The organism is Candidatus Roseilinea sp. NK_OTU-006 (assembly GCF_012931985.1).
Classification (GTDB): domain Bacteria; phylum Chloroflexota; class Anaerolineae; order J036; family Brachytrichaceae; genus JAAFGM01.
In genome coordinates this window covers 19,273-43,794 of sequence record NZ_JAAFGM010000020.1, presented here as the reverse complement: position 1 = coordinate 43,794, position 24,522 = coordinate 19,273, and the positions used below count along the sequence as shown (strand labels likewise).

Annotated in this window: 20 protein-coding genes; 3 read left to right on the top strand and 17 right to left on the bottom strand. The window is 63.1% G+C overall.

From position 1 onward, the window contains the following. Window positions 1–53 precede the first annotated feature (53 nt). The 13 genes from GXH28_RS10740 to GXH28_RS10680 all read right to left on the bottom strand — a co-directional run bounded on the left by GXH28_RS10740 (window position 54) and on the right by GXH28_RS10680 (window position 13,453). On the bottom strand, window positions 54–1,013 hold the full coding sequence (locus GXH28_RS10740; protein ID WP_240550337.1) for a carbohydrate kinase family protein: 960 nt from the start codon (window positions 1,011–1,013) through the stop codon (window positions 54–56). Further along, complete coding sequence (locus tag GXH28_RS10735) at window positions 1,013–1,957, bottom strand: tagatose 1,6-diphosphate aldolase (protein WP_169239025.1); 945 nt, start codon at window positions 1,955–1,957, stop codon at window positions 1,013–1,015. The genes GXH28_RS10740 and GXH28_RS10735 overlap by 1 nt, the downstream gene beginning before the upstream one ends. Window positions 1,958–2,062: 105 nt before the next feature. Beyond that, on the bottom strand, window positions 2,063–2,230 hold the full coding sequence (locus GXH28_RS10730) for a hypothetical protein (protein ID WP_169239024.1): 168 nt from the start codon (window positions 2,228–2,230) through the stop codon (window positions 2,063–2,065). 34 nt (window positions 2,231–2,264) lie between these two features. Beyond that, window positions 2,265–3,068 carry a sugar-binding protein gene (locus GXH28_RS10725; protein WP_169239023.1) on the bottom strand — a complete coding sequence of 268 codons (804 nt, stop codon included), beginning with the start codon at window positions 3,066–3,068 and terminating at the stop codon, window positions 2,265–2,267. 104 nt (window positions 3,069–3,172) lie between these two features. Further along, complete coding sequence (locus GXH28_RS10720) at window positions 3,173–4,603, bottom strand: DUF4832 domain-containing protein (protein ID WP_169239022.1); 1,431 nt, start codon at window positions 4,601–4,603, stop codon at window positions 3,173–3,175. Between the two features lie 45 nt (window positions 4,604–4,648). Beyond that, window positions 4,649–5,281: a hypothetical protein gene (locus GXH28_RS16070; RefSeq protein ID WP_206156807.1), complete on the bottom strand. Its 633-nt coding sequence runs from the start codon at window positions 5,279–5,281 to the stop codon at window positions 4,649–4,651. A 68-nt stretch (window positions 5,282–5,349) separates the two neighbouring features. Beyond that, window positions 5,350–6,192, bottom strand: coding sequence for a carbohydrate ABC transporter permease (locus GXH28_RS10710; RefSeq protein WP_169239021.1), 843 nt, complete (start codon window positions 6,190–6,192; stop codon window positions 5,350–5,352). A 10-nt stretch (window positions 6,193–6,202) separates the two neighbouring features. Continuing rightward, window positions 6,203–7,144: a carbohydrate ABC transporter permease gene (locus tag GXH28_RS10705; protein ID WP_169239020.1), complete on the bottom strand. Its 942-nt coding sequence runs from the start codon at window positions 7,142–7,144 to the stop codon at window positions 6,203–6,205. A 133-nt stretch (window positions 7,145–7,277) separates the two neighbouring features. Continuing rightward, the gene (locus GXH28_RS10700; protein WP_169239019.1) at window positions 7,278–8,633 is read right to left on the bottom strand and encodes an ABC transporter substrate-binding protein; all 1,356 of its coding nucleotides are present in this window, start codon (window positions 8,631–8,633) and stop codon (window positions 7,278–7,280) included. Between the two features lie 19 nt (window positions 8,634–8,652). Then, entirely contained in the window at window positions 8,653–9,681 is a 1,029-nt protein-coding gene (locus GXH28_RS10695; protein ID WP_169239018.1) for an SIS domain-containing protein, read from the bottom strand. 14 nt (window positions 9,682–9,695) lie between these two features. Further along, window positions 9,696–11,564, bottom strand: a complete 1,869-nt coding sequence (locus GXH28_RS10690) for an alpha-galactosidase (protein ID WP_169239017.1) — start codon at window positions 11,562–11,564, stop codon at window positions 9,696–9,698. A gap of 47 nt (window positions 11,565–11,611) precedes the next feature. Continuing rightward, a complete protein-coding gene (locus GXH28_RS10685) occupies window positions 11,612–12,643 on the bottom strand; it encodes an amidohydrolase family protein (protein WP_169239016.1) in 1,032 nt (343 codons plus the stop codon). A 36-nt stretch (window positions 12,644–12,679) separates the two neighbouring features. Beyond that, window positions 12,680–13,453 (bottom strand): DeoR/GlpR family DNA-binding transcription regulator, encoded by a 774-nt coding sequence (locus tag GXH28_RS10680; protein WP_169239015.1) that lies wholly within the window; start codon window positions 13,451–13,453, stop codon window positions 12,680–12,682. A gap of 478 nt (window positions 13,454–13,931) precedes the next feature. Between GXH28_RS10680 and GXH28_RS10675 the strand changes: the two genes are divergently transcribed. Together GXH28_RS10675 and pepF are read left to right on the top strand one after the other, a co-directional pair. Next, complete coding sequence (locus GXH28_RS10675; RefSeq protein ID WP_169239014.1) at window positions 13,932–14,732, top strand: TIGR00266 family protein; 801 nt, start codon at window positions 13,932–13,934, stop codon at window positions 14,730–14,732. Between the two features lie 345 nt (window positions 14,733–15,077). After that, a complete protein-coding gene (gene pepF / locus GXH28_RS10670) occupies window positions 15,078–16,880 on the top strand; it encodes an oligoendopeptidase F (RefSeq protein ID WP_169239013.1) in 1,803 nt (600 codons plus the stop codon). A 117-nt stretch (window positions 16,881–16,997) separates the two neighbouring features. Here pepF and GXH28_RS10665 read toward each other — a convergent pair whose 3' ends face one another. The 4 genes from GXH28_RS10665 to GXH28_RS10650 form a co-directional block, all read right to left on the bottom strand. Continuing rightward, complete coding sequence (locus GXH28_RS10665; protein ID WP_169239012.1) at window positions 16,998–17,825, bottom strand: hypothetical protein; 828 nt, start codon at window positions 17,823–17,825, stop codon at window positions 16,998–17,000. Window positions 17,826–17,939: 114 nt separating this feature from the next. After that, a complete protein-coding gene (locus tag GXH28_RS10660) occupies window positions 17,940–19,634 on the bottom strand; it encodes an FHA domain-containing protein (RefSeq protein WP_169239011.1) in 1,695 nt (564 codons plus the stop codon). Further along, a complete protein-coding gene (locus GXH28_RS10655) occupies window positions 19,627–20,934 on the bottom strand; it encodes an NAD(P)/FAD-dependent oxidoreductase (RefSeq protein ID WP_169239010.1) in 1,308 nt (435 codons plus the stop codon). The genes GXH28_RS10660 and GXH28_RS10655 overlap by 8 nt, the downstream gene beginning before the upstream one ends. Window positions 20,935–21,051: 117 nt before the next feature. Continuing rightward, window positions 21,052–22,263 (bottom strand): ATP-grasp domain-containing protein, encoded by a 1,212-nt coding sequence (locus GXH28_RS10650; RefSeq protein WP_169239009.1) that lies wholly within the window; start codon window positions 22,261–22,263, stop codon window positions 21,052–21,054. A gap of 194 nt (window positions 22,264–22,457) precedes the next feature. Between GXH28_RS10650 and GXH28_RS10645 the strand changes: the two genes are divergently transcribed. Continuing rightward, the gene (locus GXH28_RS10645) at window positions 22,458–24,521 is read left to right on the top strand and encodes an alkaline phosphatase family protein (protein ID WP_169239008.1); all 2,064 of its coding nucleotides are present in this window, start codon (window positions 22,458–22,460) and stop codon (window positions 24,519–24,521) included. The last annotated feature ends 1 nt before the right edge of the window (window position 24,522 follow it).

The following is a 24,522-nucleotide window of genomic DNA, read 5'->3' as shown; positions in this document are numbered from 1 at the left end:
ATAGTTGTTTCTTGCTCATCAGAGTCGGCTGTCTGCTGTCCGCTGTCCAACATCTACCGTCCACCGTCCATCACCGTGATGACCTCGTCGAGAGTGGGTTGGGCGGCCACACCGCCGGCCGCGCGGGTGGAGAGCGCCCCGCAGATGGCTGCCAGGCGCAGGGATTTCTCCAGCGTCCAGCCGTGGAGGTAGCCGTAGAGGAAACCGGCGTCGAAGGTGTCGCCGGCGCCGACGGTATCCACCACGTCAACCGGAATAGATGGGACGTGAATGGTCTGCGCGGCGTGCACGCTGAGGGCGCCCTCGGCGCCAAGTTTGACGGCCACTGTTCGGGCCAGGTCAGCCAGGCGGCGGGCGGCGCGGGTCACATCGGTTTCGCCGCTCAGGGCGCAGGCTTCGGCGGCGTTGGGCAGGAAAACGTCCACGAGCGGCAACAGGTCGAGGACGCCCTCCCAGCGCCCGGCCGGATCCCAGTTGGTGTCGAGGGAGGTGGTCAGGCCGAGGGCGCGGGCGCGGTGGAAGAGGTCCGGCAGGCCGGGGCGCAGGGCATCTTGCAGGAAGTAGGAGGCCACGTGCAAGTGACGGGCGCGGCGCAGCAGGTCATCGCTCACCTGGTCGGCGCGCAGGGCAGCGATGGCGCCGGGGAAGGTGAGCATGGCGCGGTCGTGACCTTTGTTCAGGATGACGGTCAGGCCGGTGGCCTGGAGCGGGTCCACCAGGACGGCGGAGGTGTCCACGCCGCGCAGTTGCATTTCTTCGAGCATGAAACGGCCAAAGAGGTCCGCGCCGCAGATGCCGATGAAGGCCACCTTGAGGCCGAGCCGCGCTGCGCCGCAGGCGGTGATGACCGAGGACGAGCCGACGGTCAGGTGGGCCGAATCCACCCGTTTCTCGGCTTGGCCGAATTGCGGTTCGACATCGCCGGAGAGGATGAGGTCGGGGTTGATTTCGCCGGGGAGGAGGAGGTCGAAGGGTCTCATAGTCGGGTGGTCGGTAGGACTTGTCCTACTCATTAGTATTCTTTGTACCAGTCAAACGGCGCTTCGGTGGTGTAGGACTCCGTCCAGGGGCGGGCGAGGGCTTGGGTGAGTGCGGTCAGGCGGAGGAGGCGCTCGCGGGCGGTGGTGCGCAAAAAGTCGAGGCGCGAAGCGCCATCGAGGCTGACCGCTTCCTGCCAGACGGCGCGTCCGACGGCGACGCCGCTCGCCCCGGCCTGACAGGCGGCAATGACCTGCTTCAGGTACAGGTCAAACGAGACGGCGGCGGAGAGGACGATCCACGGGACGCGGCTGGCGGCGTTGAGGTCGGCGCAGGCGAGGGTCCACTCGGCTTCGGGCGCATCGGCGGGGAGGGGGAACTCGGCTTTGAGCAGGTCCACGCCGGGGAGGGCGGTCAGGCGGCGGGCGGTTTCGACCACCACGCGGCGCTTCTCTTCGGCGGAGAGTTTCTCGCCGACGAGCGGGTAGGAGAGCGGTTCGAGCATCAGGGCCAGGTCGTGTTGCTGGCACTGGGCGGCGATTTGGGCGGTGAATTCCTCGATTTCGGCGGCGGCGGGCGAATCGGGGTGGTAGTAGACGAGCAGTTTCGCCATCTGCGCGCCCATGCGTTTGGCTTTTTCCACGCTCCAGCCGGGGATGAGTTGCGCTTTGCGGGCGGTCGGCTCGCCGCTGTAACCGGTGGCTTCGAGGGCGACGACCAGCCCTCGGTCACCGGGCAGGGCGCCGCTGGCGACCGCCTGCGCCGCGGAGACTTCCGGGTCGAGCAGGACGGCGGTGGCGTGGGCAGCCAGTTCGCGGGTCACGTCCAGTTTGAAGCGGCTGAGTTCGGCGTCCTCCTGAAAGCGCGGGTTGGCCTTGCGCAGGTTCTGGCGATGGTCGAGGGCGAGAAAGGTGAATGCGCCGCGCGGCGAGGCGCATTGTTGGAAAGAGCGGTATTTGGCGAGGGAGAGCGCGCGCATTCTGGTTTGCTCCAGCGGAGCGTTGTTGAGATACCGGCAGGGCAGGCAGAGTTGCCGGCGCCGGCGGAGGATCCAATCCCCCGCCAGCGCCGAGAGAAAGGATCACTACGGCTGATTTACCAGATACAGCTCACCGCTCCAATACGGGTCGGCGGGCAGGGTATCCCAAGGGGTGCGGAGAGCATCGCCGGTCACATAGACCCAGCCGGCGTGGCGTTGTTTGGACCAGGCGATGGCCTGCGGCAACAGGACCAGCCATAGAACGCGTTTCACGGCTTTCTCCCTATTACACGTTGTGCAATATGAGCTATTTGCCCAGTTCCAGGTTATTCCACAACGTCGGGTTGCCCCATTGGGAGATGGCCGCCGGGGCGGTGCAGATCATCATCTCCTGGGCGGGCTGGTCGGCGTCGTTATCCGAGAAGCAGAGCGAGGCGCCCAGGCGATTGCCGCTGCGGTCGAGATTGTCGCCAAAGGTGGCCCAGGGGATTTTGATCTCGCCGCGATAGCCCTCCGCCGTGCGCTGGAACTGCACCAGCAACTGGCGCATTTTGCTGGTGGAGACCCCTGGCACGAAGACCGTGGCGCGGGCAGGCACGTCGCTGAAGTTGCCGGGCATGAAGCCAAACTGGAAGTCATCGCCGTTGTTCTGGGCTTCGTAGAAATCTTTGGCCAGGTTGGTATCCAGCCAGAGTTCCACGTAGTCGTTTTCCCAGAAGTTGCCCTTGGCGTGCGCCTGGACGCGCTCATCTTTGACATCCACCGCCAGATAGAGGGCTTCGTCATCCCAGCCCCAGCAGAAGGAACCACTCAGGTCGCTCGGCCCGCCCCAGGCGCTGAGGTCGCCGTAGCCGATTTGTTTGTCCTGATCAATGCTGCGGCAGGGGAAATCCGGCCAGTCGTTCAGGTCGCCGTCCAGGGTGGGCGGTTGGGACAGGCGTTGGGCCGTCATATCCAAGCCGTTTTCCGCCGGGCGGCGGGCTTCGGCGGGCGGCATGGGCGTGAAGGTGGCCGTTGGGGCCGGCGTGGGTGTTTCGGTGGGGGCCGGCATGGGTGTTTCGGTAGGGGCCGGCGTGGCAGTGGGCGGCGCAGTGGGCGGCAAGGGCGTCATCGTAGCAATGGGTGAAGCCGCCTGCTGTGGCCCGCAGGCACTCAAAATCAGAGTCAGCGGAAGCAAAATCCAGTGGGAAATCTTGTGAGACATCGGAAACCTCCTTATTGCAAGTTGATTTGCAGTGTGCCAAGGATGTTCAGCCCTTTGGCTTCGTCCCAAATCTCAGCGTTGGCAAAGCGGATGCTGTAACGCGGGTCGTTGCGCAGGCTTTCGGCGGGGTCGGGCAGCCAGAGCGCCAGGCGGTATTCACCGGCCGGCAGGTCGGCCGGCAGAGTGACTTGAACGTTGACTGAATGTTCGCCAGGCAGCCAAGTGCGCGGGTCCACCTCGCTGACGGGCAGAGAGGCGGTAGTCGGGCCATCTACAACAACAAAGAGCAGCCGCGGGTTGAGCGGGGAGGCAAAACCTTCGTTGACCAGTTTCCAGCTCAGCAGCAGGGCTTCGCCGGGGCGCGCCGCGGACGGGAAAGTTGCTTCCTGCAATACCAGGCGGTAGCCCAGCCGCTGCTGAATCTCCTCAAAACAGCCGGCCTTCTTCCAGTTCTTGATGACCTGCTGGTGGTAACTGATGTTCAGGTCGGTCCAGTGGAGTTTTTCCATCTCCTGGATGGCAGCCTCGCAAGCCTGCAGGGGCGGGTACACGGCGCAGGTCTCGCCGCTGGCCGGGACGAACTGGGTGATTTGAGAGAGGTAGCGGGTGGCATTTTCACGGCTATTGCTGCCGCCGCTATACGTGCCGACGTCGGTATCGGAAGAGAGGAAACAGTCGTTATGAAAGCTCAGCCGCGCCTGAAACGTATCGCTGAAGGCTTGCTCGGCGGTGAGCGGTTCGGGGAAGAGCGTCATCAGGTCAGGCGGGTAGCGCAGCAGGATGGGGCGCTGCGGCAGGGCATCGGCCAGGGCCTCCAGGATGGCGCGCTTGGCGGCGGGATCCCGATCCAGGCCGTGAGTGGAACTGTGCCATTCGCCCCAAGCGCCGATGAAGCCGGCGTGCATCCAGGCGATGACATCGGCGTTCTTCTGCAGGACGGGCTTCAGTTGGGCGATGTGACGCAGCACCTGCTCCAGCGAGGCATCCGGCTCCGAGTTTGGCCAGGGGCCCTCGTTGTATTGGAAGCGCAGCACGACCTTGATGCCGCCTTGGCGCACCGCGGCAAAGGCCTGGTCGAGGCTATCCAGCAGCGCTTGCGGCAGGTCTTGCTCGCGGTAGTTATCCAACCGCACGCCGACGTAAACCAGCGAAGTGCCCAGCAGGCGGTAGGTGCTGTAGTTTTCCTGGGCGGGGGTGAAGGTGTCGAAGGAGTAGCGGAAGCCGCGTTCGGGGTTGACCACGTCACCGGCAAGGGGCTGATAGGTGCGGGTCTGGAGCGGCGCGCTGTAGGTGGGCGCGGCGGCCCCCTCAACGGTCGCGCCGGCGGTCGCGACCGGGACATCGGCGGGGGGCGCGGACTCCGTCGGGGTCGGCGCGGCGGGCTGACAGGCTGCCAGGAGCAGCAGGGTGGTCAGCAGAAGCAGCCAGGGGACGTTTCTCATGATGGGACTCCTGTGAGAGGTGGGCGCGAACCGGCAGGTTCAGGGTTACTTGAACTCCACTGTAAGCTTGGGAGTAGTGCCAACGGCATCCCAGTTTTTGTTCACCAGTTGGGCGATGAAATCGGCGGCCTGGACTTTATCCAGTCCGAGCGTGGCGCGGAGTATCTTCCAGGAGACGCTGTTGCTGCCCGGCTCAAACTCCAGTTCGGGCGCCTGGACTTCGTTCCAGCTCCAGGACTTGCCATCGCCGTTGTAGGAGAAGATGCCGGCGTTCTCGAAGAGGAACTCGGCGCCGATCTCGCCGACCTGGAAACCGGTTTTGGCCGATTGGTCGGCGTCAATGAGGATGTGATTGGCGTTGTAGTCACCGGGTGTGCCGCCGAAGGTAAAGGCGATGACCAGGAAATCGCCATCCTGGGTCACCTTGAAATCGGCAATTTCGCCGACGCCCAGGCTCGGCTGGGTGGGTTCGGGCACAGCCGTTGCGGTGGGGGGGATGGGCGTAGCGGTTGGCGGCACGGGCGTAGCGCTTGGCGGTACGGGCGTGGCGGTCGGTGGCATGGGCGTTGCTGTAGGCGGCGCGAGCGTGGCAGTGGGAGCAGGGTAAGCTTCGCCGCTGCAAGCGCTCAGGGCCGAGGCCAGAATGAACAGGGTGGGCAACAGTCTATAGACTTTCATCGTTCCTCCTTAAATTCGGGAAAGTGAGTGGTAGCGATTTAGAAAACGAACCAGCCGGTTCGCAACCCTCATTTGAATGCGCTCTGGGTGGACTGCTCCACAATCCAGCGTTGGGCGAGGAAGTAAACAACGAAGATCGGGATGAGCGTCAGGATGGAGGCGGCCAGCACCAATCCCTGATTGGCGCCGTGCTGGGTGGAATACCAGACCAGCAGCAGCGGGATGGTGCGCTTTTCGGGCGAGGTGATGATGATGAGCGGCCAGAGATAATCGTTCCAGGAGGCCATGAAGGTGAAGATGCCCAGCGAGGCCAGCGCCGGTCCCAGTTGCGGCAGGACGATGCGCCAGTAAATGCCGAACTCCGAGGCGCCGTCTATGCGGGCAGCCTCCATCACTTCGCCGGGCAATCCCTCCACGAATTGCTTGGCGACGAAGATGCCGTAGGCGTCAATCAGCATGGGGATAATCAGCGCCCAGAGCGTGTCAATCAAGCCCATTTTGACGGTCAGCAGGTAGATGGGAATCATGACCACCTGGAACGGAATCATCAATTGCGCCAGAATCATGCCGAAAAACAGGTTTTTGCCGGTGAAGCGGTAGCGGGCGAAGATGTAGCCGGCGAAGGAACTGATGAGCAGGGTAAGCAGCGTGCGGACAATGGCAACCATGCCGCTGTTGTAGAAAATGCGCGTCAGCGAAATTTGAGAGTCGGAGAGGACGGTGGTGTAATTTTCGATGATGGGCTTTTCGGGGATAAAGGTCGGCGGGACGCGCAACAGTTCGGCGTTGGTCTTGAAGGAGGCCAGGAAGACATAGACAAACGGCAGGAGGGTGAACACCAGCCCGGCAGTCAGGATGATATAGATTGCGCTGCGCGAGAGCAGGTAGAACGGATGAAATTTTTTGAGCATGGCGGCCTCCTCAATATTCCCACTCGGTGCGCAGCAGGCGGAACTGGATGATGGTGAGGACGAAGAGAATGATGAACAGGAAGATGGACATCGCCGCGGCCATGCCCATGTTTTCGGAATAGACGAAGGCGTTTTGATAGACGCTGAGCAGGATGGTCTGGGTCTGATAGGCCGGGCCGCCGCGGGTGAGCAACTGGAAGAGGACGAACTGCTGCAAGGTAGAAATCACGGTCAGCACGGAGGCGAGCAGGATGGTGCGGCGGAGCAAGGGGATAACGATATGCCAGAATTCCTGCCAGGAGTTGGCGCCGTCAATGCGCGCCGCCTCACGAAAGACCGCGGGAACGCCCTGTAAGGCGGCGATAAAGAGCAGGGTGTTGTAGCCAAAAGTCACCCAGACATAGACGATGGTCACCGCGAGCATCGCCAGCGGAATGCCGAAATAGACCTGGGTAGGATCCGAAAGCCAGGAACGCGGCGGGGTGAGGCCGATCGTCTTCATCAGTTGGCTGAGCAGTCCCCAGTTGGGGGCATAGACGTATTGCCAGATAATGGTCACGGCCACGCTGCCCGTAATCACCGGCAGAAAATAGATGAGCCGAAAGGAAGATTTCACTCGTTCATGGACGCTCTCCAAGGCGATCGCCACAGGCAACGCGGTGCCTACCGAGAGCGGAACGGCCAGCAGGGAGAACAGGAAGGTGTTGCCGATTGCTTGACGGAAGATGCGCGCCGCTTTGGTGCTGCCGGTGAAGAGTTCAACATAGTTCCCCAGCCCAACAAAGGGGTTGTTGCCGCCCAACCCCAGGAACCAGCCGCCCTCGCGGATGGGGGTGTAGGAGAACAGGCTCAACAAGATGACCCAGAAGATGGGGAAAAGAACGAAGACGAACACCCAGATCAAGATCGGCACCAGCCCCCAGAAGGCAAAGCGTCGCTGGGAAGCGGTCAACCTGCCGCCCTCGTGGGTCCCGATCCATTCCAATAGAGCGCGTGTGAACAAAGCATTCATGGGCCAACCCCTTTTGATGCGGGAGGTGGCCTTGAGAGCCACCTCCCGCCGATGATTTCCCCAGCGCAAGGGGCTATTTGGCGTTATCCACCATCGCGTTGGCTTCTTCGTGAATGTTCTGCACCGCCTGCTCCGGCGTGATGATGCCCTGAATGGCCTGAATGAGGTTCGGGTAGATGATGTCAAACTCCAACTGGCTGGGGTCCACAATGTCGCCCTGGAAGACGCCATAGGGCAGGATGGTCACCAAGTCTTTCATGAAGGGATACTTCTCAGAGAGCCGCGAGTCGTTGGCGACCTGCTTCATGGCGGGGATCGTGCCGGTAGTCAGGTTGAAGTGCAGCGCGTTCTCCGGGTCGGCGGCCATGGCGGCGGCCAGTTTCCAGGCGATTTCGGGATGTTGGGTGTATTTGGTGACCACGACGCCCCAGCCGGAGACGGAGGTGAACTTATACTGATCGCCCATGAAAGGCGGCAGCTTGACGTAGTCAAATTTCAGGTCGGGGTAGGTGATGCGCGCTTCGCCGGTGAACCAGGAGCCCAGCACGGCAATGGCCGTCAACTTCTGGGCGAAGGAAGTGCCCACCCAGTTGCTCTCGGCGTTGTAGGTGACCGGGTCCACGACTTTGTCTTTCTGCGCCATGTCCACCATCTTCTGAACGACGGCCAGGGCTTGGGGGGTGTTGAAGTTGAAATGCTTGCCATCTTCGGCAAAGTATTGCCCGCCCTGTTCCAGAATGCCGGAGAGGAAGTAGGTGTAGAGCTGGTCGTTGTTGGTGTAGTGCAGCCCGGCCACTTCCATGGCGTTGCTGGAGTCAAACTTGGTCAGTTTTTTGGCATCGGCGATGACCTCATCCCAGCCTTTCCACTGCGGCGGGTAGGGCAGACCGGCGGCTTTGAACATCTCTTCGTTGACGTAGGCGCCGCCGTATTCCAGATTGAACTCAATCGGCAGTCCATACAGTTTGCCGTCGTACACATAGCCGCCCAGCGGGGCCTCGAAGTAGGTTTCGCGCGCCCGGTCAAGGGTCATCACCTCGGCCGGCACTTCCAGCAACTGGCCGCCTTTGGCATAGCGCAGTCCCATGCCGCCGGGCATCTCGATGATGTCGGCTACCTGACCGGCCGGCAGCGAGGTCTGGATGGTCTGGATGAACACGTCCCAGGGGAAGGTCTCGAACTTGATTTCCACGTTGGGGTTCTCTTCCATGAACTTGTTGATGATGTCCTGGTGGGCCTGGTTGAAGGAGTTGTTTTGATGTCCCCAAACGCGGATGACGATCTTCTCGCCGCCTGTTGCCGCGGGCGAGGCCACGCTTTCGGTGGCTGCGGGCTGCTTGGCGGCGCTTTCGGTGGGCGTCGTGTTCGGGCTACATCCTGCCAGAACCAGCGAGAAGACGATCAGTAGGGCAAGCGATAGGCGTTTCATTGTCTTTTCCTCCTTAGACTTAGAAATTGAGTTGCACCACGGCCGTCAGATTGTGGGGACGGTCGGGGTTGAGACCTTTGGCAAGCGAACGGTAACAGGCAAGCAATTGCAAGATAGGCAGATAAAGAACAGCGCATCCCTCTTCGGGGATGCCCGAAGCAAACTCGACCCGCGCCCCCTGCTCGCCGAGGGAGAGAATCTGCCCCCCCAGGGCTTGCATTTCGTCCAGCACCTTTTGCTCCTGGGCTTGAGCCTGCTCCGAAAGCAGACCAATGAGGAGCGTCTGCCCATTCACCATGCTCATCGGTCCATGACGGAACTCCAGGAAGGGGAAGGGTTCGCTATGGCTGAGGGACATCTCTTTCATCTTCAGGCTGGCTTCGCTGGCCAGGCCGTAGCGCACGCCGCTGCCCAAAAAGTAGAAGCGCTCCAGGCTCAGGTCTTCGCCGAGTTGACGCGCCAGCGGGGCATAGCGCTCGATCAAGCCTGCGGCGGCTTCGGGCAGGCGCTGGATGGCTTGCCAGAGGGCGCGCTGTTCGCCCAGCAGAATCGCCAGGGCGTTCAAGCCGACCAACATGGAGGAGAAGGAGCGCGTCTGTGCCACGCTTTCTTCCTGACCCTGGGGCAGGAGCAGGGCGGCATCGGCCAGGGTGGCGAGCGGGGACTCAGGGTAGTTGGTCGCGGTCAGCACGCGGCCGCCGGCGGCGCGGTAGGCTTCGGCAGCGCGCACCGTCTCGGTGGTCGTGCCGGAGCGGCTGACGGTGATGAGAATCGGTTTGGGTGAACGCTCCGGCAAATCGCCGAGCCAATCGGCGCGCTGCAGCAGGAACTCGCCGCCGGGCAGGGCAAAGGTCAGGCGGCCGGTTAACTTGCGGAAGAGCGCGGCAGCGGTCAGGGAGAGATAGTAGGTGGAGCCGCAGCCCAGAAATAGCAGCGGCGCGGCATCCTCGCCGAGCGCGGCACGCCATTGCGGGGCTGTCTTTTCGGCCTCTTGCAGGGCGCTTTGCCAGATGGAGGGTTGGGAAAGGATTTCATCCAGGGTGTGCATCGGGTCAACCTCGGTTATTCAGGAGTGGCTTCCAGGAGGAGGTGGTGGGTAAAGCGGACGCGGAGGGACGCTTTGGGACCCTCAACCGTGCCGAGGTCCGTTTCGTGTTCGTAGTCGCGCAGGCGGTAACGGCGCGCTTCCAGGCCGCGCAGTTGCAGCTCAGCGTCAAAGGACTCGGCAAAGAAGGCGTAGTAGCGCCGTCCGTCTTTGCGAATCACATGGGCTTCGGGGAAGTCAAAGGCCATGTCGTAGAGGTCGAGATATTCCCCTTCAGCCAGGCGATAGCGCTGATAGAGGTCAAACCAGAAGCGCCAGAGTTCAAATTTCTGGGCGCTGAGTTGCCAGTTTTCCTTGAGGCGCGCCTGACGTTCGGGCGGGACCTGCCAGGTGAACTTCGTCCCTGGCACGCCGCCGGTGGCGATGCCCGAAGCGAAGTCCACGCCGCCATCGGAGAGTTCCACGTGGTCGGCGAAAACGGCGGCGCTCCGGCCGGTGAGCGCCTTGTAGAATTTGATGCGCTGCCGCACCTGGGCGCTGGAGGTCGGGTCGGCGGTGACGGTCTGGTCGGTGGCCGGGAGCAGGTGGAAGGTGATGGGCGTGCCGCAGGGGCAGATCTGCACCACGCCCTCCTGCGGGCGGAGTTGACGGGTCAGTTCGAGGACGCGGCGGTAGAGTTCGCCAAAGGCGCGGATGGATTCTTGCGGCGAGGCGTGATGATGGGCCGGGTTGTGACAGGCGGGCATGGTGTAGATGTTGTCCATCTTGAAGCCATCGAAACCCCATTCCTCGATGAATCGCCGTGTCAGCGCCAGGGTGTATTCCTGCACTTCGGGCAAGGCCGGGCAAAGCATGGCCAGGTGGCGGTTGTTGCGCGCCACCCGCCCCTGCTCATCCAGCACCACCCAATCGGGATGCTCGCGCAGGATTTGGGAGATGCCGTAGGTGTGGCTTTCCCAGGCGCCGTGCCCATCTTCGGCGCAGAGCGGATACCACCAGAGTTGCGAGAGTCCGCCGGCGGCGTGGATGGCTTCATTCATGCGGCGCAGGTCTTCGGCGCCGTTGGGGAAGGTCTCGCGGCGTGGGTTCCAGTCGCCGTAGGCATCGAACCAGCGGTCATCCAGGGTGAACCAGCGCAGACCCATCGGGCGGGCAGCCGGCAGCACATGGGCTACATCTTCTGCCGTGACATCGAACTCATAGCCCCAGGAGCACCAGGCGGCCTCATAACTGGCGGGGAGCGGCGGGGCCGGCGTCAGGCCGCGGACGGCCATCTGCTGGCGGTAGCGCTCCAGCGGGGCGAAGAAATCGCCGCCTTCGTGCCAGGAAAGGGCAAACAGCGGCGAGCTCCAGACCTGCCCTGGCGTCAGGCGCAAGGGACGGCGCAGTTCAAAAGCCATTCGCACGCCCTCCTCGTCGCGTTCCACCGGCAGGTACCATTCGATGGGCGTTGTCTCCAGATGCATCAGCGCCAGGCCGTGCAGCCGATTCCAGAGATAGACCAGCGGCACGCCGCCGCCCTCCGCATCCTGCAGGTGACCGAGGTAATTTTCGCGGGCAAAGCCCTTTTCCAGCGGGAAGGCGAAATCTTGTCCCCAGTGAACCGCCGCGCCCTGCAGGCTCCAGAGAGTCCCTTCCTGCCCCCAGAGCGCCTGCGGCAGGAAGGCTTCCAGGCGCAGGCGGGTGATTTCCAGGGCGCGGTCGGGAGCGCTCAGGTCGAAGTGCAGCGTCCAGAAGCCGGCTTCTGGCGCGCTCAGATGCCACTGCACCGGAAGCGAAAGCGGCTCAGCGGATTCGCCGTTCCACGCCGTCAGGCGCAGGTGTGCCAGGGTAAGGCCCTGTTTTTGGAGGAGGGCTTCAGCAGGAGGGTGAAGGTGAAGTTCCATCGTTGTTTTCCACTGGCCTGTCATTGAGACAGCCTCGAAAGGCTGTCCTACAGCCTCAGGATGCGCGCCGCGTTCTGGAAATAGACCTTTTTCAGCACCTCGTCGGGCAAGAAGATGCCATAGGCATACCAGCGCCCCTGGAGCGGCACTTCGCTCACGTTGTAGTTGAAGTACTCATCGTCGGTTTCCAAAAAGCGGTAGTAAAGACGATAGGCGTCCAGGTCGGGGCCAAAATCGGAGCCGAAGAGGATACGGTCCTGGTATTGAAGGAAGAAGCGGCGGGCGGTGTAGGGCTGACGTCCCAGTTCGCCCAGGCGGGCGGCAATGTCTATGTAATAGTTCGGGCAATCGTCCAGCATTTTGCCTACCCAGCCCAGGTTTTCGCCGTAGCAGCCGACATGTGCGCCGATGAAGGTGGTGCGCGGGTGGCGTTTCACCAGGCGGTAGAAGGCCTCCATGATGGACATGAAAGAAGGGAACGGCGGGCTGGTGAAAGCCCAATCGGGGTGCTGACCGAGTTCCTCCCAGCGCTCGTTGGTCTCGTCAATCGGGTCGAAAAATGCGACCGGATCGGCCACATGCGCCAGGACGGGCAGGCCCAGTTCGCCGGCGGTTTCCCACAGGATGTCCAGGCGCGGGTCATCTACAGCGACCAGTTGCCCTTTCTCATCGCGAACGTGCAACCCAAACGGTTTCCAGATTTTCAGGCCGCCGGCGCCGCGCTCTTTCTGGACCCTGAGCCTGCCTGCCGCCCATTCGGGGAAGGCGTTGCCCAGTTCGGGCCATTTCGACCAGTCCACCCCGCCGAAGATGGTGAAGCGCTGCGGGGCGCGCGCTTTGAAGTAATCCAGATGGCGATAGAGAATATCCTCGCCCCAGCCGCCATCCAGGTCCACGTAGTGGACGATGCCGGCTTCGTCGAGGCGGTCGAGCAGTTCGGGAAGGGGCTTCTTGTCCCAGCCGCCGCCGAAGGGTTCAGCCAGGTGGTTGTGGGCGTCTATGGCTGGGAAGCGCGGTTTTTCGACCCGGGTGGTCTTGGTGACGAGTTTGGGTTGGGGGCGGAAGTTTTGGAGGAGCATGTTCTCACCACGAAGGACACAAAGGAGCACGAAGATTCAAGCAACAATGAGGCGAATTCCTCGTTCGCGCAGCGCCTCGAGGAAGTCGGACGGGGCGGCGGAATTGGTGACCAGGGTGTGGATGCTTTCGACGGGGGCGACAAAGGCCGGGGCAACGCGGCCCAGTTTGGTGTGGTCGGCGAGTAAGATGACCTCGCGACCGACACGCAGAATGGCGCGGTCGGTCATCGTTTCGGCGAGGTAGTCGTTGGTCAGGCCATGATCCAGGCTGATGGCGCGGATGCCAAGCAAGACCTTATCGGCGCGCACCTCGGTCAGCGCCTGCTCGGTGATGTGACCGATGAAGGAGAGTTCGCTCTTGCGTAGTTGCCCGCCCAGACAAATAAGCGTGATGTTTGGCAGGCCGGCCAGTGTATTGATGACCGGCAGGGAGTTGGTGATGACGGTCAGGCTTTCTTTGGTGCGCAGGGCGCGGGCAGCTTCCAGGACGGTGCTGCCGGAGCCGAGGAAGACCGTCTCGCCGTCCTGGACGAGAGCAGCGGCAGCCAACCCAATGCGAATCTTCTCGGCGGCCTGTTCGCGCTCGCGCTGCAGGATGGGAGCCTCGGGCGGCGCCTCGCGCAGGGCAATGGCCCCGCCGTGGACGCGCTGCAGTTTGCCCTGTTCGGCCAGCGCTTCCAGGTCACGACGGGCAGTCGCCTCGCTGACCTCAAAGGTCTCACAAACCTCGGCGACGGTGATGCGCTGGTTGCGGGCCAGGAGTTGCAGAATCTGGTTCTGACGTTCGGGGCTGGAGAGGACGCTGTGCATTCAAAACGCTCACAGTCAATCAAAATCAATCACAAACAATAAAATTCTAGCGCTTTGGCTGAGCGGTGTCAAGCAATTTCAATACCGCAATACCGCTCTTTTCACATGGGTAAGTTTGACAAATCCCACGGATTCGACTGCCGCAGCGCGATCTGCGCTAGCGCCCTGTGCTGCCGACGCCTCAACGGTCTGACGATGCGCTCATCCAACGCTTTGTCGCCGTCGGGCGCGCTTGCACCTTCGCCCAGACTTGCTGCGCCGGCGCCAAGCCGGACTCGTCGAGCTCGCGCTCCGGGGCTGCCGGCGCCCGCCCCACCCACCGCAGCGTATGAAAGGCGCCCCCTTGATGCTTCACCTGTCTTGCGGTTGTGTGCCTACAAGCCTAGAGACGGTGCCTGTGCTCTGGCAGTCGTAATACAATGTCTTTACACGAGAGCGTGAATTCGTGATAAGGTTGATTTACAGAAGGAGAAACCACATGTCTGAATCCTTTACGAATGTGGCCGGTCAACGCCTGGATATTCCTAACCCAACTGTGGCCCTAAGCGGCCAAACTGTAGGCGGTGCGCCCTACCAAGTACTGGGCACGGTGATGCAAATAGTCGTGATGCAACTCCGCACCGGCCAGACTGTGTACACAGAGACGGGTGCGCTCTCGTGGATGCAAGATGGCATCCGCATGGACACCAACATGCGCGGCGGGCTGGGCGGCATTCTTGGCCGCGTGTTCACCGGTGAGTCTTTGTTCGTAGCCCATTTCACGGCGGAGCGCGACAATGCGCTGATCGCCTTCAGCAGCGAGTTCCCCGGCAAGATCATCCCAATCAATCTAGCGCAGGGCCAGTCCATCGTGACACAGCGAGACGCACTATTGGTCGCTGAAAAGAGCGTCAACATGGCGGTACAGTTCCAGAAGCGCTTCGGCGCTTTCTTCGGGGGCGAGGGCGTGTTGATGCAGCGCTTCGATGGTCCCGGCACGGTGTTCGTCGCGCTGGACGGTGAGGTGGTGGAATACACCCTCGGCCAGGGTGAGCGGCTCAAGGTGGATACCGGTCATGTGGCGATGTTTGAGCCGAGCGTAGCCTTCGATGTCGAGATGGTGAAAGGGTTCAAGAATATCCTGTTCGGGGGTGAGGGCCTGCTCTTTGCGACCCTAACCGGGCCGGGCCGCGTGTGGTTGCAGACCATGCCCATGTCTAAACTGGCGGGTGCCATTGCGCAGTATTTGCCGCGCGCCGAGGGCAGCAAGCAAGGGTTAAGCATTAACCTAGGCGGCTGAGCGGACGAGCGTGAGCAGCGCCAAGTGCGTTGCCCCCGCATTACCGCTCAGGCCGGCGGCGGAGCCAATCTGACCGCACCGGTAAATTGCTTGCTCCCTACGCCCTCGCGCCGCCGGCGATTGTTCCTGCTGAAAACTGCGCCGCCTGCTCTCGACGACCACTGGCGGCGCCGGCTGCGGGACACCACAACGCCGGCAAGGTGCGCAGGCACCGGCGATCATCCCAAAGCAGTCCAGGTTGAACCGGTACCGCCTCTGCCCGTGCCTGTGCGCTGCTCTAGCGCACCTGCGCCAGGACGGTATCATTTGCAGCTCTCTGTCTTGTAAGTAAAGAGGTGAAAGCGCATGACCAAAGTTCTGCCTCGCCGCGAAGAAGTGCCGGTGGAACACACATGGGACCTGGAGAGCATGTATCCCACGCCGGAAGCTTGGGAAGAAGCCTATCGGCAGTTAGAGTCGGAGTTGCCGAGCTTGGCGTCCTTTCGAGGCCGGCTGACCGAGTCGGCACACACGCTGCATGCGTATCTCAGCCTGATAGACCGCCTGGCGCCGGAGATGCACAAAATCTACAACTATGCTGACCGCCGATTCGACGTAGATACCACCAACCAGACGAATGCGGCCCGCGTGAGCCGAGCGCAGAACCTGGCCGCGCGTTTCAGCGCGGCGACCGCATTCGCCCAGCCGGAGATCCTCACCCTCGAACCCGAGACGATCAGGCGCTTCATGGCTGCTGAGCCAAAGCTCAGGCTCTATGAACACTTCTTCGATAACCTGATGCGCATGAAGCCGCATGTGCGCTCGGCGGAGGTGGAAGAGGTGATGGCGCAAGCCGGCGAAGCGCTAGCAACGCCGGCCAACGTGTACACCGTGCTGGCCAACGCCGATCTGAAGTTCGCCGACGCACGCACTGCTAAGAAGAAGCGCGTGCAGGTGGCCCAGGGCAACATTGACGAGTTGCTCAGCAGCCCGGATCGGACGCTGCGCAAGAGCGCGTGGGAAAGCTATGCCGATGGCTTCTTGGGTATGAAGCACACCTTCGCCGAAGTGATGGCCGGCAAAGTGAAGGCGACGGTGCTGCGAGCGCGGGTGCACCGCTACCCCGATGCCCTCACAGCGGCGCTCGCGCCGAGCAATATCCCTACCGAGGTTTATCACAATGTGATTGATGCGTGCAACCGCCACATCGGCATCTGGCATCGCTATTGGGATATTCGACGGCGCGCGCTGGGCTTGGACAAAATGGAAGTGTGCGACATCTTCGCGCCCCTGGCGAAGCCGCCGCGCGTTACCTACAACCAGGCCGTCCGGTGGATCGTCGGTGGGTTGCGCCCGTTGGGGATGAAGTACGTCAACGCCGTCAAGCGCGGCCTCACCACCGACCGCTGGGTGGACATCTACCCCAACCAGGGCAAGCGCGACGGCGCTTACTCCGCCGGCACCTACGGCACTAAGCCGTTCATCTTCATGAGCTATAGCGAACAAGGCCTCGGCAGCCTGAGCACCCTGGCGCATGAGATCGGCCACTCGATGCACACGCTGCTGACCTGCCAGGCGCAGCCGTTCGTCTACGCCGAGTATTCCATGTTCGCCGCCGAGGTTGCCTCCAACTTCAGCCAGGCGCTGGTGCGGGCGCATTTGCTCGAACTCGGCCGCGGGCGCGACTTCGAGATCGCCGTGATCCAGGAAGCCATGGACAACTTCCACCGTTATCTGTTTCTCATGCCGATCAACGCGCAGTTCGAGCATTGGATGCACACCACGGTGGAGCGGGGCGGCGCGCTCACCGCCGACGCGATGAGCGCCAAGCTGGTCGAGCTGTTCCGAAATGGCTACGGCGATGCCGTGCGCCTGGATGAGCCGCGCGTGGGCGTGACGTGGATGCAGTTCTCGCATTTCTTCGCCGATTACTACGTGTGGCAATACGCCTCCGGCATCGGCGCGGCCAACGCACTGGCCGACAAGGTGCTGAAGAAGGCGCCGGGCGCAGTCAATCGCTATCTCGATTTCCTGAAAGCCGGCGGCTCGATGTACCCGCTCGACGCGCTCAAGATGGCCGGCGTGGACATGACCCAGCCGGAACCGATGGATTGCGCATTCAAAGTCCTGGAGGGTTTCGTAGATCGTCTGGAGAAGCTGGTCGCATAGCGTGCGCGCCCACAGACGGATGCGTCCATCATGAACCCCTCCTGACCGGCGGTCCAAAGTTGCTCGATGACACGCGCTGGTCGGCGATAGCGCTGCTTGCGCTATCCCGGCGCGTGCTCAGTATCCTTGCCACCAATCCTTCCGCGAGCGAGGATCGAGGAAAGGCCCACTATCGCGAATTGCCACCGTAACGTAGTTGTAGCGCGCGATGCCGATCCGTTCGTTGTTGCGCACGGCCGGAAGGAATCCTGTCGCCCTGCGTCCGTTGCTATCGAGCTGCTGGCGGTAACGCGCCACCAGATTAGGGTCGGTGCAAATGTTCATCAAGTAGACCACGTAGCCGTTGACCACGCTATCCCGGTCGCCGTAGGCCAGCGTCACCTCGTCCTCATCGGCATACAGCACCATGGCCGCAGTGCCGATCGGAGCGTTGAGTATATTGCGCTCCGGAATGTAGATGCCCTCGCCAGGTGTGGCGGCCAGGTTCATGACCGAGACCGGCCAATCGTTATTGACTCCACCGCGCGCGCCGTAGGGCGGCGGCCCGCTCTCGTTCCAGTTCCAGTCGTAGCGCTTGAAGACGCCCGTGATGTTGGGGCCGCGATTTGGCTCAAAGATGCCGGCCATCTGTGGCGCATGCGGGTCGGCCGGCCCGCTATAGTTCACCAGCGTCATTGGCGCCGTCGTTGGCACGTAACCGAGAATAGAAAGGCGAAAGTCGGCGTTCTCGTCGGTCAGTGCGTTGCCCTTGTAGTAGCCCCCTTGAATGCCGATGACATCGTAGGTTTGCGATGAGGTGGTGGGGCAGGTCAAATACAGACTGTTCACCACTGGCAAGAAGAGCCAATAGCTGGTATTGGGCTGAAGGGACGACGCGGACGCTTGCCCCGCACAGGCGAGCAGAGCGGCCATGACGCATAGCGCGGTTGGACGAAATTTCAACATGGCTCGATGAGTGTAGCATCTTCGCCTAGCAGCGATGCAAGATTTTTGCTGTGGCGGCCCAGGTGATCCCCATCAACGGCGCCGGGGCGCTGACCTCGGCGAGCCGAGCCAACACTAGGGTGCGGGTAATGGCCTGGCCGGCGAGAAGGTGTAGGTGCGGATCGGCCCGCGCGAATCGGCGTCGGTGACGCGCAGTTTGTCGCCGACGCGCGCGAAGGTGAGCCGGCGCGTCACGCCGTCGCCGAAAGCGAAGGCGATGCTGAATGGCTCGCCGGTAAATGCCTGCCTGCGCGCGCCCCAATCACAATCGCGCGGCTGGCAACGGGCGAATGCCTGCACCGTGATGGTGGGGCCGATGTTGCTGATGACCAGGCGGGTGACCCCATCGGTGGTCGGGTCGTCGTTCGTCCAGATGCCGCTGTATTGGCCGTAGCGCGCTGCCATCGCTTGCGCTGTCGCCTGTGCGATCGCCGTCGAGGTAGCCGCCGTTAGCTGCCGTGCGTCCGCCGTCGCCTGCGCGAGGGCAGCGCTGAGTGCCTGAGCCGTCTCGCGCGCGGCGGCTGTGCGCGTTGCGCTGAGTATGGCCAGGGCGTCCTGTGTCGCTTTGGCCGCAGCCGCGGCCTGCGCCTGGGCGAACGCCTCGGCAATCGCAGTGGTGGTGGACTGCGCGGCGGCCGTCGCCGTGGCGGCTATTTGGGCCTGAGCAGCGGCTTCGGCGTCGCGCGTGGCCTGGACGATGGCGACAGCGGTCGCGTTTGCAGCGGCCGTCGCCTGCGCGTCCACTACGATAACCTTGACCGAGCGGCGCACCTCTTGGAGCGGGCTGCGGGCGATGAGCGTATACACCGTGGTCTCGTTCGGCGCGACGCGCACGGCGTCCTGCGGCCCAAAGGTGCCGGCCGGTTGCAGCTCCACCGACTCGGCATTGACCACGTCCCACTCGATCAACAACGATTCACCCTTGCTCAAGATGATGTCGCTCAGGTCGTTGACCTTGTTCGCACCGTTGAACGCAAACACAGCCAGGCCGATCTCGACAGGCGACGGCGTGAAGGTCGGGCGGGGCGTCTCGATGGGCGCGTGGGAGATCAGCCGGCTCGTCGCCGATCGTCCGAGCGGGTCGTAGGCGATGAGCACGAAATTCCTCTCGCCCGGCCGAACGCGATATGTGCCGGTGCCGGTGTGTGGATCGAAGCTCAACCGATTGGGATCGGCCGGTCGGCCATTCACCCGCAGCTCGATGCGCTGTGCATTGACGACCTGGAAGATCGCCATAGGGTTTGGCCCGTCAGCGATCAGTGCGAAGCTGACAATTTCGATTGCGCGCGACAGGACGATATGCGCCGCCAGGGCGAATGCCGCGAGTGTGCTGATCAAGAGAGCGACGCCGAGCCGTCGCAAGCGCGGCGCCGGCTTGGAGAGGGGAGCGACTGCGCCGGTGGATGGCGCAGAGCCGCCTGGCGCGCCGGAGGCCGACCCGGGCATGATGAGTTTGAGTGTGTAGCGGCCGGCGCGAAGGGGCTGTCCGCTGTGCCAGGCATAAGGCACCTCCGGCGTCAGCCTGTGTCCGTCCAGATACGTGCCGGTCTGCGAACCCAGGTCGGTGACGATGACGCGCCCGAACGTGCTGTCCCAGCGGATGCGCAGGTGGAGCGGGCAGACGTCTTTCGACGGCAACGACACGCCGGCGTGCAAGGCGCGGCCTACGGTCAGCCCTTCGCCGTCCGGCGAGAGCAGAAAGACGTTCACGACGCGGCCAAGTTCGTCCTGCACGCGCACACGGGGCACGCGTGCGTTGTGTTCACCCATCGCTGGCCGATGTGAGTATAGCCGCCGCCGTCTGGCGGCCGAGCCGGATGGCGTAATTAGTGCCGCGATCCCACGGATACACCTGGCTCATGCTGGCGAAGAACAAGCCGGGCAGGGGAGTCTTCACTGGTGGGATGTGTTGGCTGTGATTGATGAACGGCACAGGCTGCGCATAGGTCTCGCGAAATACCCAGGCGTCTTGCACCCAGGATGGGTCAAAGTGCGGGTTGAAGCGCGCCAGCGAGGGGAGGAAGACGCTGCGCAATTCGTCTTCCGTCATCGAGAAGTATGGATGCGCGGGAGGGAGGTAGTCGCCGCAATAGATAAGGTGTTGCCCGCCGAAGTGCTCGGTTGCGACGAAGTTGGTGTGCTCGCACATGGCGAGGTAAGGAAAGCCGGCGCTCTTGGGCAAGTTGTGCCAGTAGTAGCCTTGGCGGGCGAGTTGCCGGTCGAGCGCGAAAATCACGATCACTGCGCCCAGCGATTGCAGCGCGTTGAGCGCGCCCAGGTAATCGGGCGGCAACTGCGGCGCAAGCTTGGCCATGGCGCGCGGCGCGGTTGTGCTCAGCACAACGTCAAACGTCGAGCCTTGGGCGTGGGCCTGGACTTGCCACCGGCGACTTGGCGCGCCCTCGAGGTGTAGTTCTTCGACGCGCGTGGAATAGTGGATGACGCCGCCCAGGGCTTGTATGCGCGCGGCGAGGGCGTCGAAGAAAGCCTGGAAGCCGCCGATGAAGGTGCCCAGCCGGGGGCTGCGCGCCTTGATGCGTGCCCACAGCCACGCCATGTTCACCTGTTGATAGCGGTCGCCGAACTTGCCCTCAAGCAGCGGCTGCCATATGACCTCGTACGCCTGCCGTCCCATCCACCGCGACGCCCATGCGTGCGCAGTGTAGCGCTCCAACGCGCGCCAGTTCGTCGTGAGATATTTCAGGTAGATCGTGGCCAGGCCAAAGGGGATCTTGGCGGGCAACGACAGGCCCGGGAACTTCAGCGCGGCCGTCGGCGAGTCGAGCGGATAAAAGCGGCCGTTCCAGTAGGAAACCGTGATTGGCCGCTTGAAGATGACGCGATCGCGGACGCCGATCTCATCGGCTAATTTCAGCACATCGCGGTCGGATTCGAACCAGTGGTGATAGAACTTCTCCAGCGACCAGTCCCAGCGCGGCATTTTGAAGCCGGCGGCCAGGCCGCCGGGTCGGTCGCCGGCCTCGAAGAGCGTGACGCGGTGGCCGGCTCGCAGCAGATCGTACGCCGCGGCCAAGCCGGTCGCTCCCGCGCCGATGATGGCGATATTCATATAGGCACTATGCTACCTTCGCCCAGCCCGGCGTCGGCACGAACGCCGAGTATGAGCGGATGGCTGATGTGAAGTTGCGCCTGATGCGCGTCGGCTCGGCGCCGACGTCGAGTCAGCTCACACCATCCGCCCTGTCTCCCACGGTTCGGCGTGGGCCAGGAAGTCCTCGACGAAGCGCCGACTGTAGCTGTCGAGGAGAGATTGCACGCGCGCGGGATCGGGTGAGACCACGATCAACCCCGCATGGTAGCGCTTCTTCAGCCGCCAAACCACTTCGGGGGCGTTGTAGCTCGATAGGTCGGGGTGTTCCTGGCGGGCCAGGCAAATCAGGATGCCGGCGTGGTCGCGGCGCGTGGCAGGCGGCGCATAGTCTTCGCCGAGGAAGTGAGCGACCTCTATGCGCGCCCATTCGGCCCAAAGGTTGACGCCGGTCGCGTACTCGATCATGTCGGCGATGTTGGCGCCGCCCACGCGCGCGCCGGCCTCCAGGAAGAGCCATTGGCCGGTCTCGAGCGCACGCAGGTATTCGGCATGCACCGCGCCGCTGAATCCTCGCGGCGCCAGCGCGCCGATTACCCGTGCGTTCAGCGCCGTCAGCGTTTGCGCTGCGTCGCTCTCCGCCGGCAGCGTGCGCGTGACGAATACGCCGCCGCCGTGCGACACGCTGAGCGGCGGCTTGTCGTAGGCGCTGGCAATGCTGAACACGACTTGGCCCTGCCACACCAGCGCGTCCACGTGAAACACGTCGCTCGGCACGAACTGCTCCAACAATCGGCGGGACTGCTCGTCGCCGAGCTGATCGAGCCAGCGCCAGACTTGTTCGGCGTCCTCGCAGCGCTTGATGCCCATCGCGCCGGCCTCGTGGCGCGGCTTGAGCAACCACGGCGGCGGCACGCGCGCCATCCATGCCCGCAGGACGTCGTAGTTGAACACCGGCGTGAACTCGGGCGTCGGGATGCCGGCAGCCTGCGCCCGCGCTCGCATCGCCAGCTTGTCGTTGAACGGCTGCGCTTCCGAGGCGGTCATACCGGGCATGATGAAGTGCTCACGCAACGCGCCGGCCGTCTGCACCTCGTATTCGTCCAGCGGGATGATGAGATCGAATTGCAGGCCGCGCGCCATGTAACTGGCCGCGTTGAGGACATGTGGGCGGTTCGCCAGGCTGTGCATGTAATGAATGCCTTCGAGCGATTCGTAGGGCCACGCGTCATCGCGCCAGCGCTCCTCGGTCAATAGAAACACGCGGCAGCCCAGGCGCTTCAGCTCCTGGATCAGGCGCTGGCCCTTGACGGCGCTGCTCAGGCACAGGACAGTGAGCGGTTTCGACATGGCGCCTCCCTCATGCGGTTTCGACGTCTAGCGCTGAATCGTGGACGCGGTTGGCCGGAATGTCAACTCCACCGAAGGCGCTGGGTTGCGCCCTGCAGGCGTGATATTCTCTCTGCGCGGCGAGCGTTTCGCCCCACGTCGGTATGCGCAAGACCGCTGTTGTGCCCAAGAGCCTCTTTCGAGACTTCCGAAGATTGTTCATTAGCTTTGGCGGGTTCTTCGTTGCCGAGGTCATCATCCTGGTCGCGCTCGTCCTGGCTGTGCCGCCCGCCTCGTTCGCGCCGCCTTCCCCCGGCCTGATCGCACGCGGCTTGGGCGCGGCCTTCATCATCGCAGCGGCCAACTTCGCCATTTTGCCGGTGTTGCTGTGGTTGCGCGCGCCATTGATCGTCTTTGCCGTTGGGGCTGCTACGCTGATCGTCAACACGTTGCTGCTCGTGTTGACGGCCGATCTCTTGCTCGGCGCGCGCGTCGGCTCGGGGCCGCTGGGCATCTTTCCGAGCGCGCTCTTCCTTTCGCTCGCCAATGCCATTGCTGGGGGGCTGATCGCTCTGGACGATGACTACACCTATCTGCGGTTTGCGATTCACGCGGTGCGCGGAAGTGGCGCTCGCCTTGGCCGGCCCAAAGACGCCGGCCATCGCGGCATGGTCCTGCTGGAGATTGACGGCCTCTCTTATGAGCGCATGCGCGCGGCGGTGGCCCATGGGTTGATGCCGGCCGTGCGCGATTTGCTCAGGGCCGGTTACTGCTTGATGCGCTTCGACTGCGGGTTGCCCTCACAAACCTCATCGTCGCAGGTGGGCATCATGTATGGCGACAACGAGGACATTCCGGCCTTTCGTTGGTACGACAAGCGCCGGCGCAGGATGCGGGTTTCAAACAACCCGGACGACGCCCACTTCATCAACGCGCGCCACAGCAACGGGCGCGGGTTGTTGCGCCGGGGCGCGTCCATCAACAACCTGGTCAACGGCGATGCGGCGCGCTCGCTGCTCACGCTCAGCACCCTCCCTCGCAACAGCCAGCTACAGACCGAGCGCGCGCTGGATGTGCTCGCCTCATTCTGGCTCAACCCTTACACCTTCGGCCGTACGTTGGCCCTGTGTGTGGTGGACGTGTGCATCGAGATTTACCAGGCGCTCCGCCAGCAAATGCGCGGCGGCTGGCCGCGGCTCGACCGCCGCTTTCCCAGCCCGTACACCGGCCTGCGCGTCGTGACTAACGTGTTGCTGCGCGATCTGGCCGTCTATGCGACGATGCACGAGATCATCCGCGGCGCGCCGGTGATCTACATGTCATTCATCGGCTATGACGAAGTGGCGCATCACGCCGGCCCCGACTCGCCGGACGCGATGAACACCCTCCGCGGGTTCGATCGGCACATCCGGCACATTCAGCAGACCATTCGCCACTTCGCGCCGTTTGACTACGACTTGATCATCCTATCCGATCACGGCCAATCGGCCGGCGCGACCTTCCGGCAGCGCTACGGCTGCACGCTGCGCCGCTTGATTGACGACCTGACGCGCACCGATGTGCATGTGGGAGAAGAACGGGCAACCGAGGCCGGCCACTCCTTCGTGCAAGCCCTGATCGCCGAGCTGCACGCGGCCAGCCAACATCTCCGGTCGCAGGAAGGGCGGCGCATTCGCCGGGCGGTGATGCGCGCAACGGCCCACACGCTCGAAGGCGTGGAGAAGCGCCGCCCACAGCCGGGCATGCAGGGCGGGGACGACATCATCGTCTGCGCATCGGGCAACCTTGCCCACATCTACTTCAACTCGGTCGGCGAGCATCGCGTCTCGCTGCAAGCCATCGAGGCTGAGCATCCCGGCCTGGTGGACGCGCTGATTCAGCACGAGGGTATCGGCTTCGTCGTGGCAGCCAGTGATGACGGGCACGTGTTAGTGTTGGGCAAGCGCGGCGCCCGCGACCTCAGCATCGGCGCCGTGACCGGCGAGGATCCGTTAGCGCCTTTCGCAGATGGCGACCTGCACTGTCGCGCGGAGCAACTGCTGCGCCTGGCCCGGTTTGAAAGCTCCGGCGACCTGATCTTGAACAGCGCGATCTATGCCGATGGCAGCGTTGCCGCCTTCGAGGAGTTGATCGGTTCGCATGGCGGGTTGGGCGGCCAACAGACGCACGCTTTTATCCTGCACCCTGGCATCGCGCAAAGCGATGACAATCACATCAGCAACTCGGCGGACGTGTATGCGCTGCTGGAAGCGTGGAAGCGTCGGGGCCATCCCGACTGAA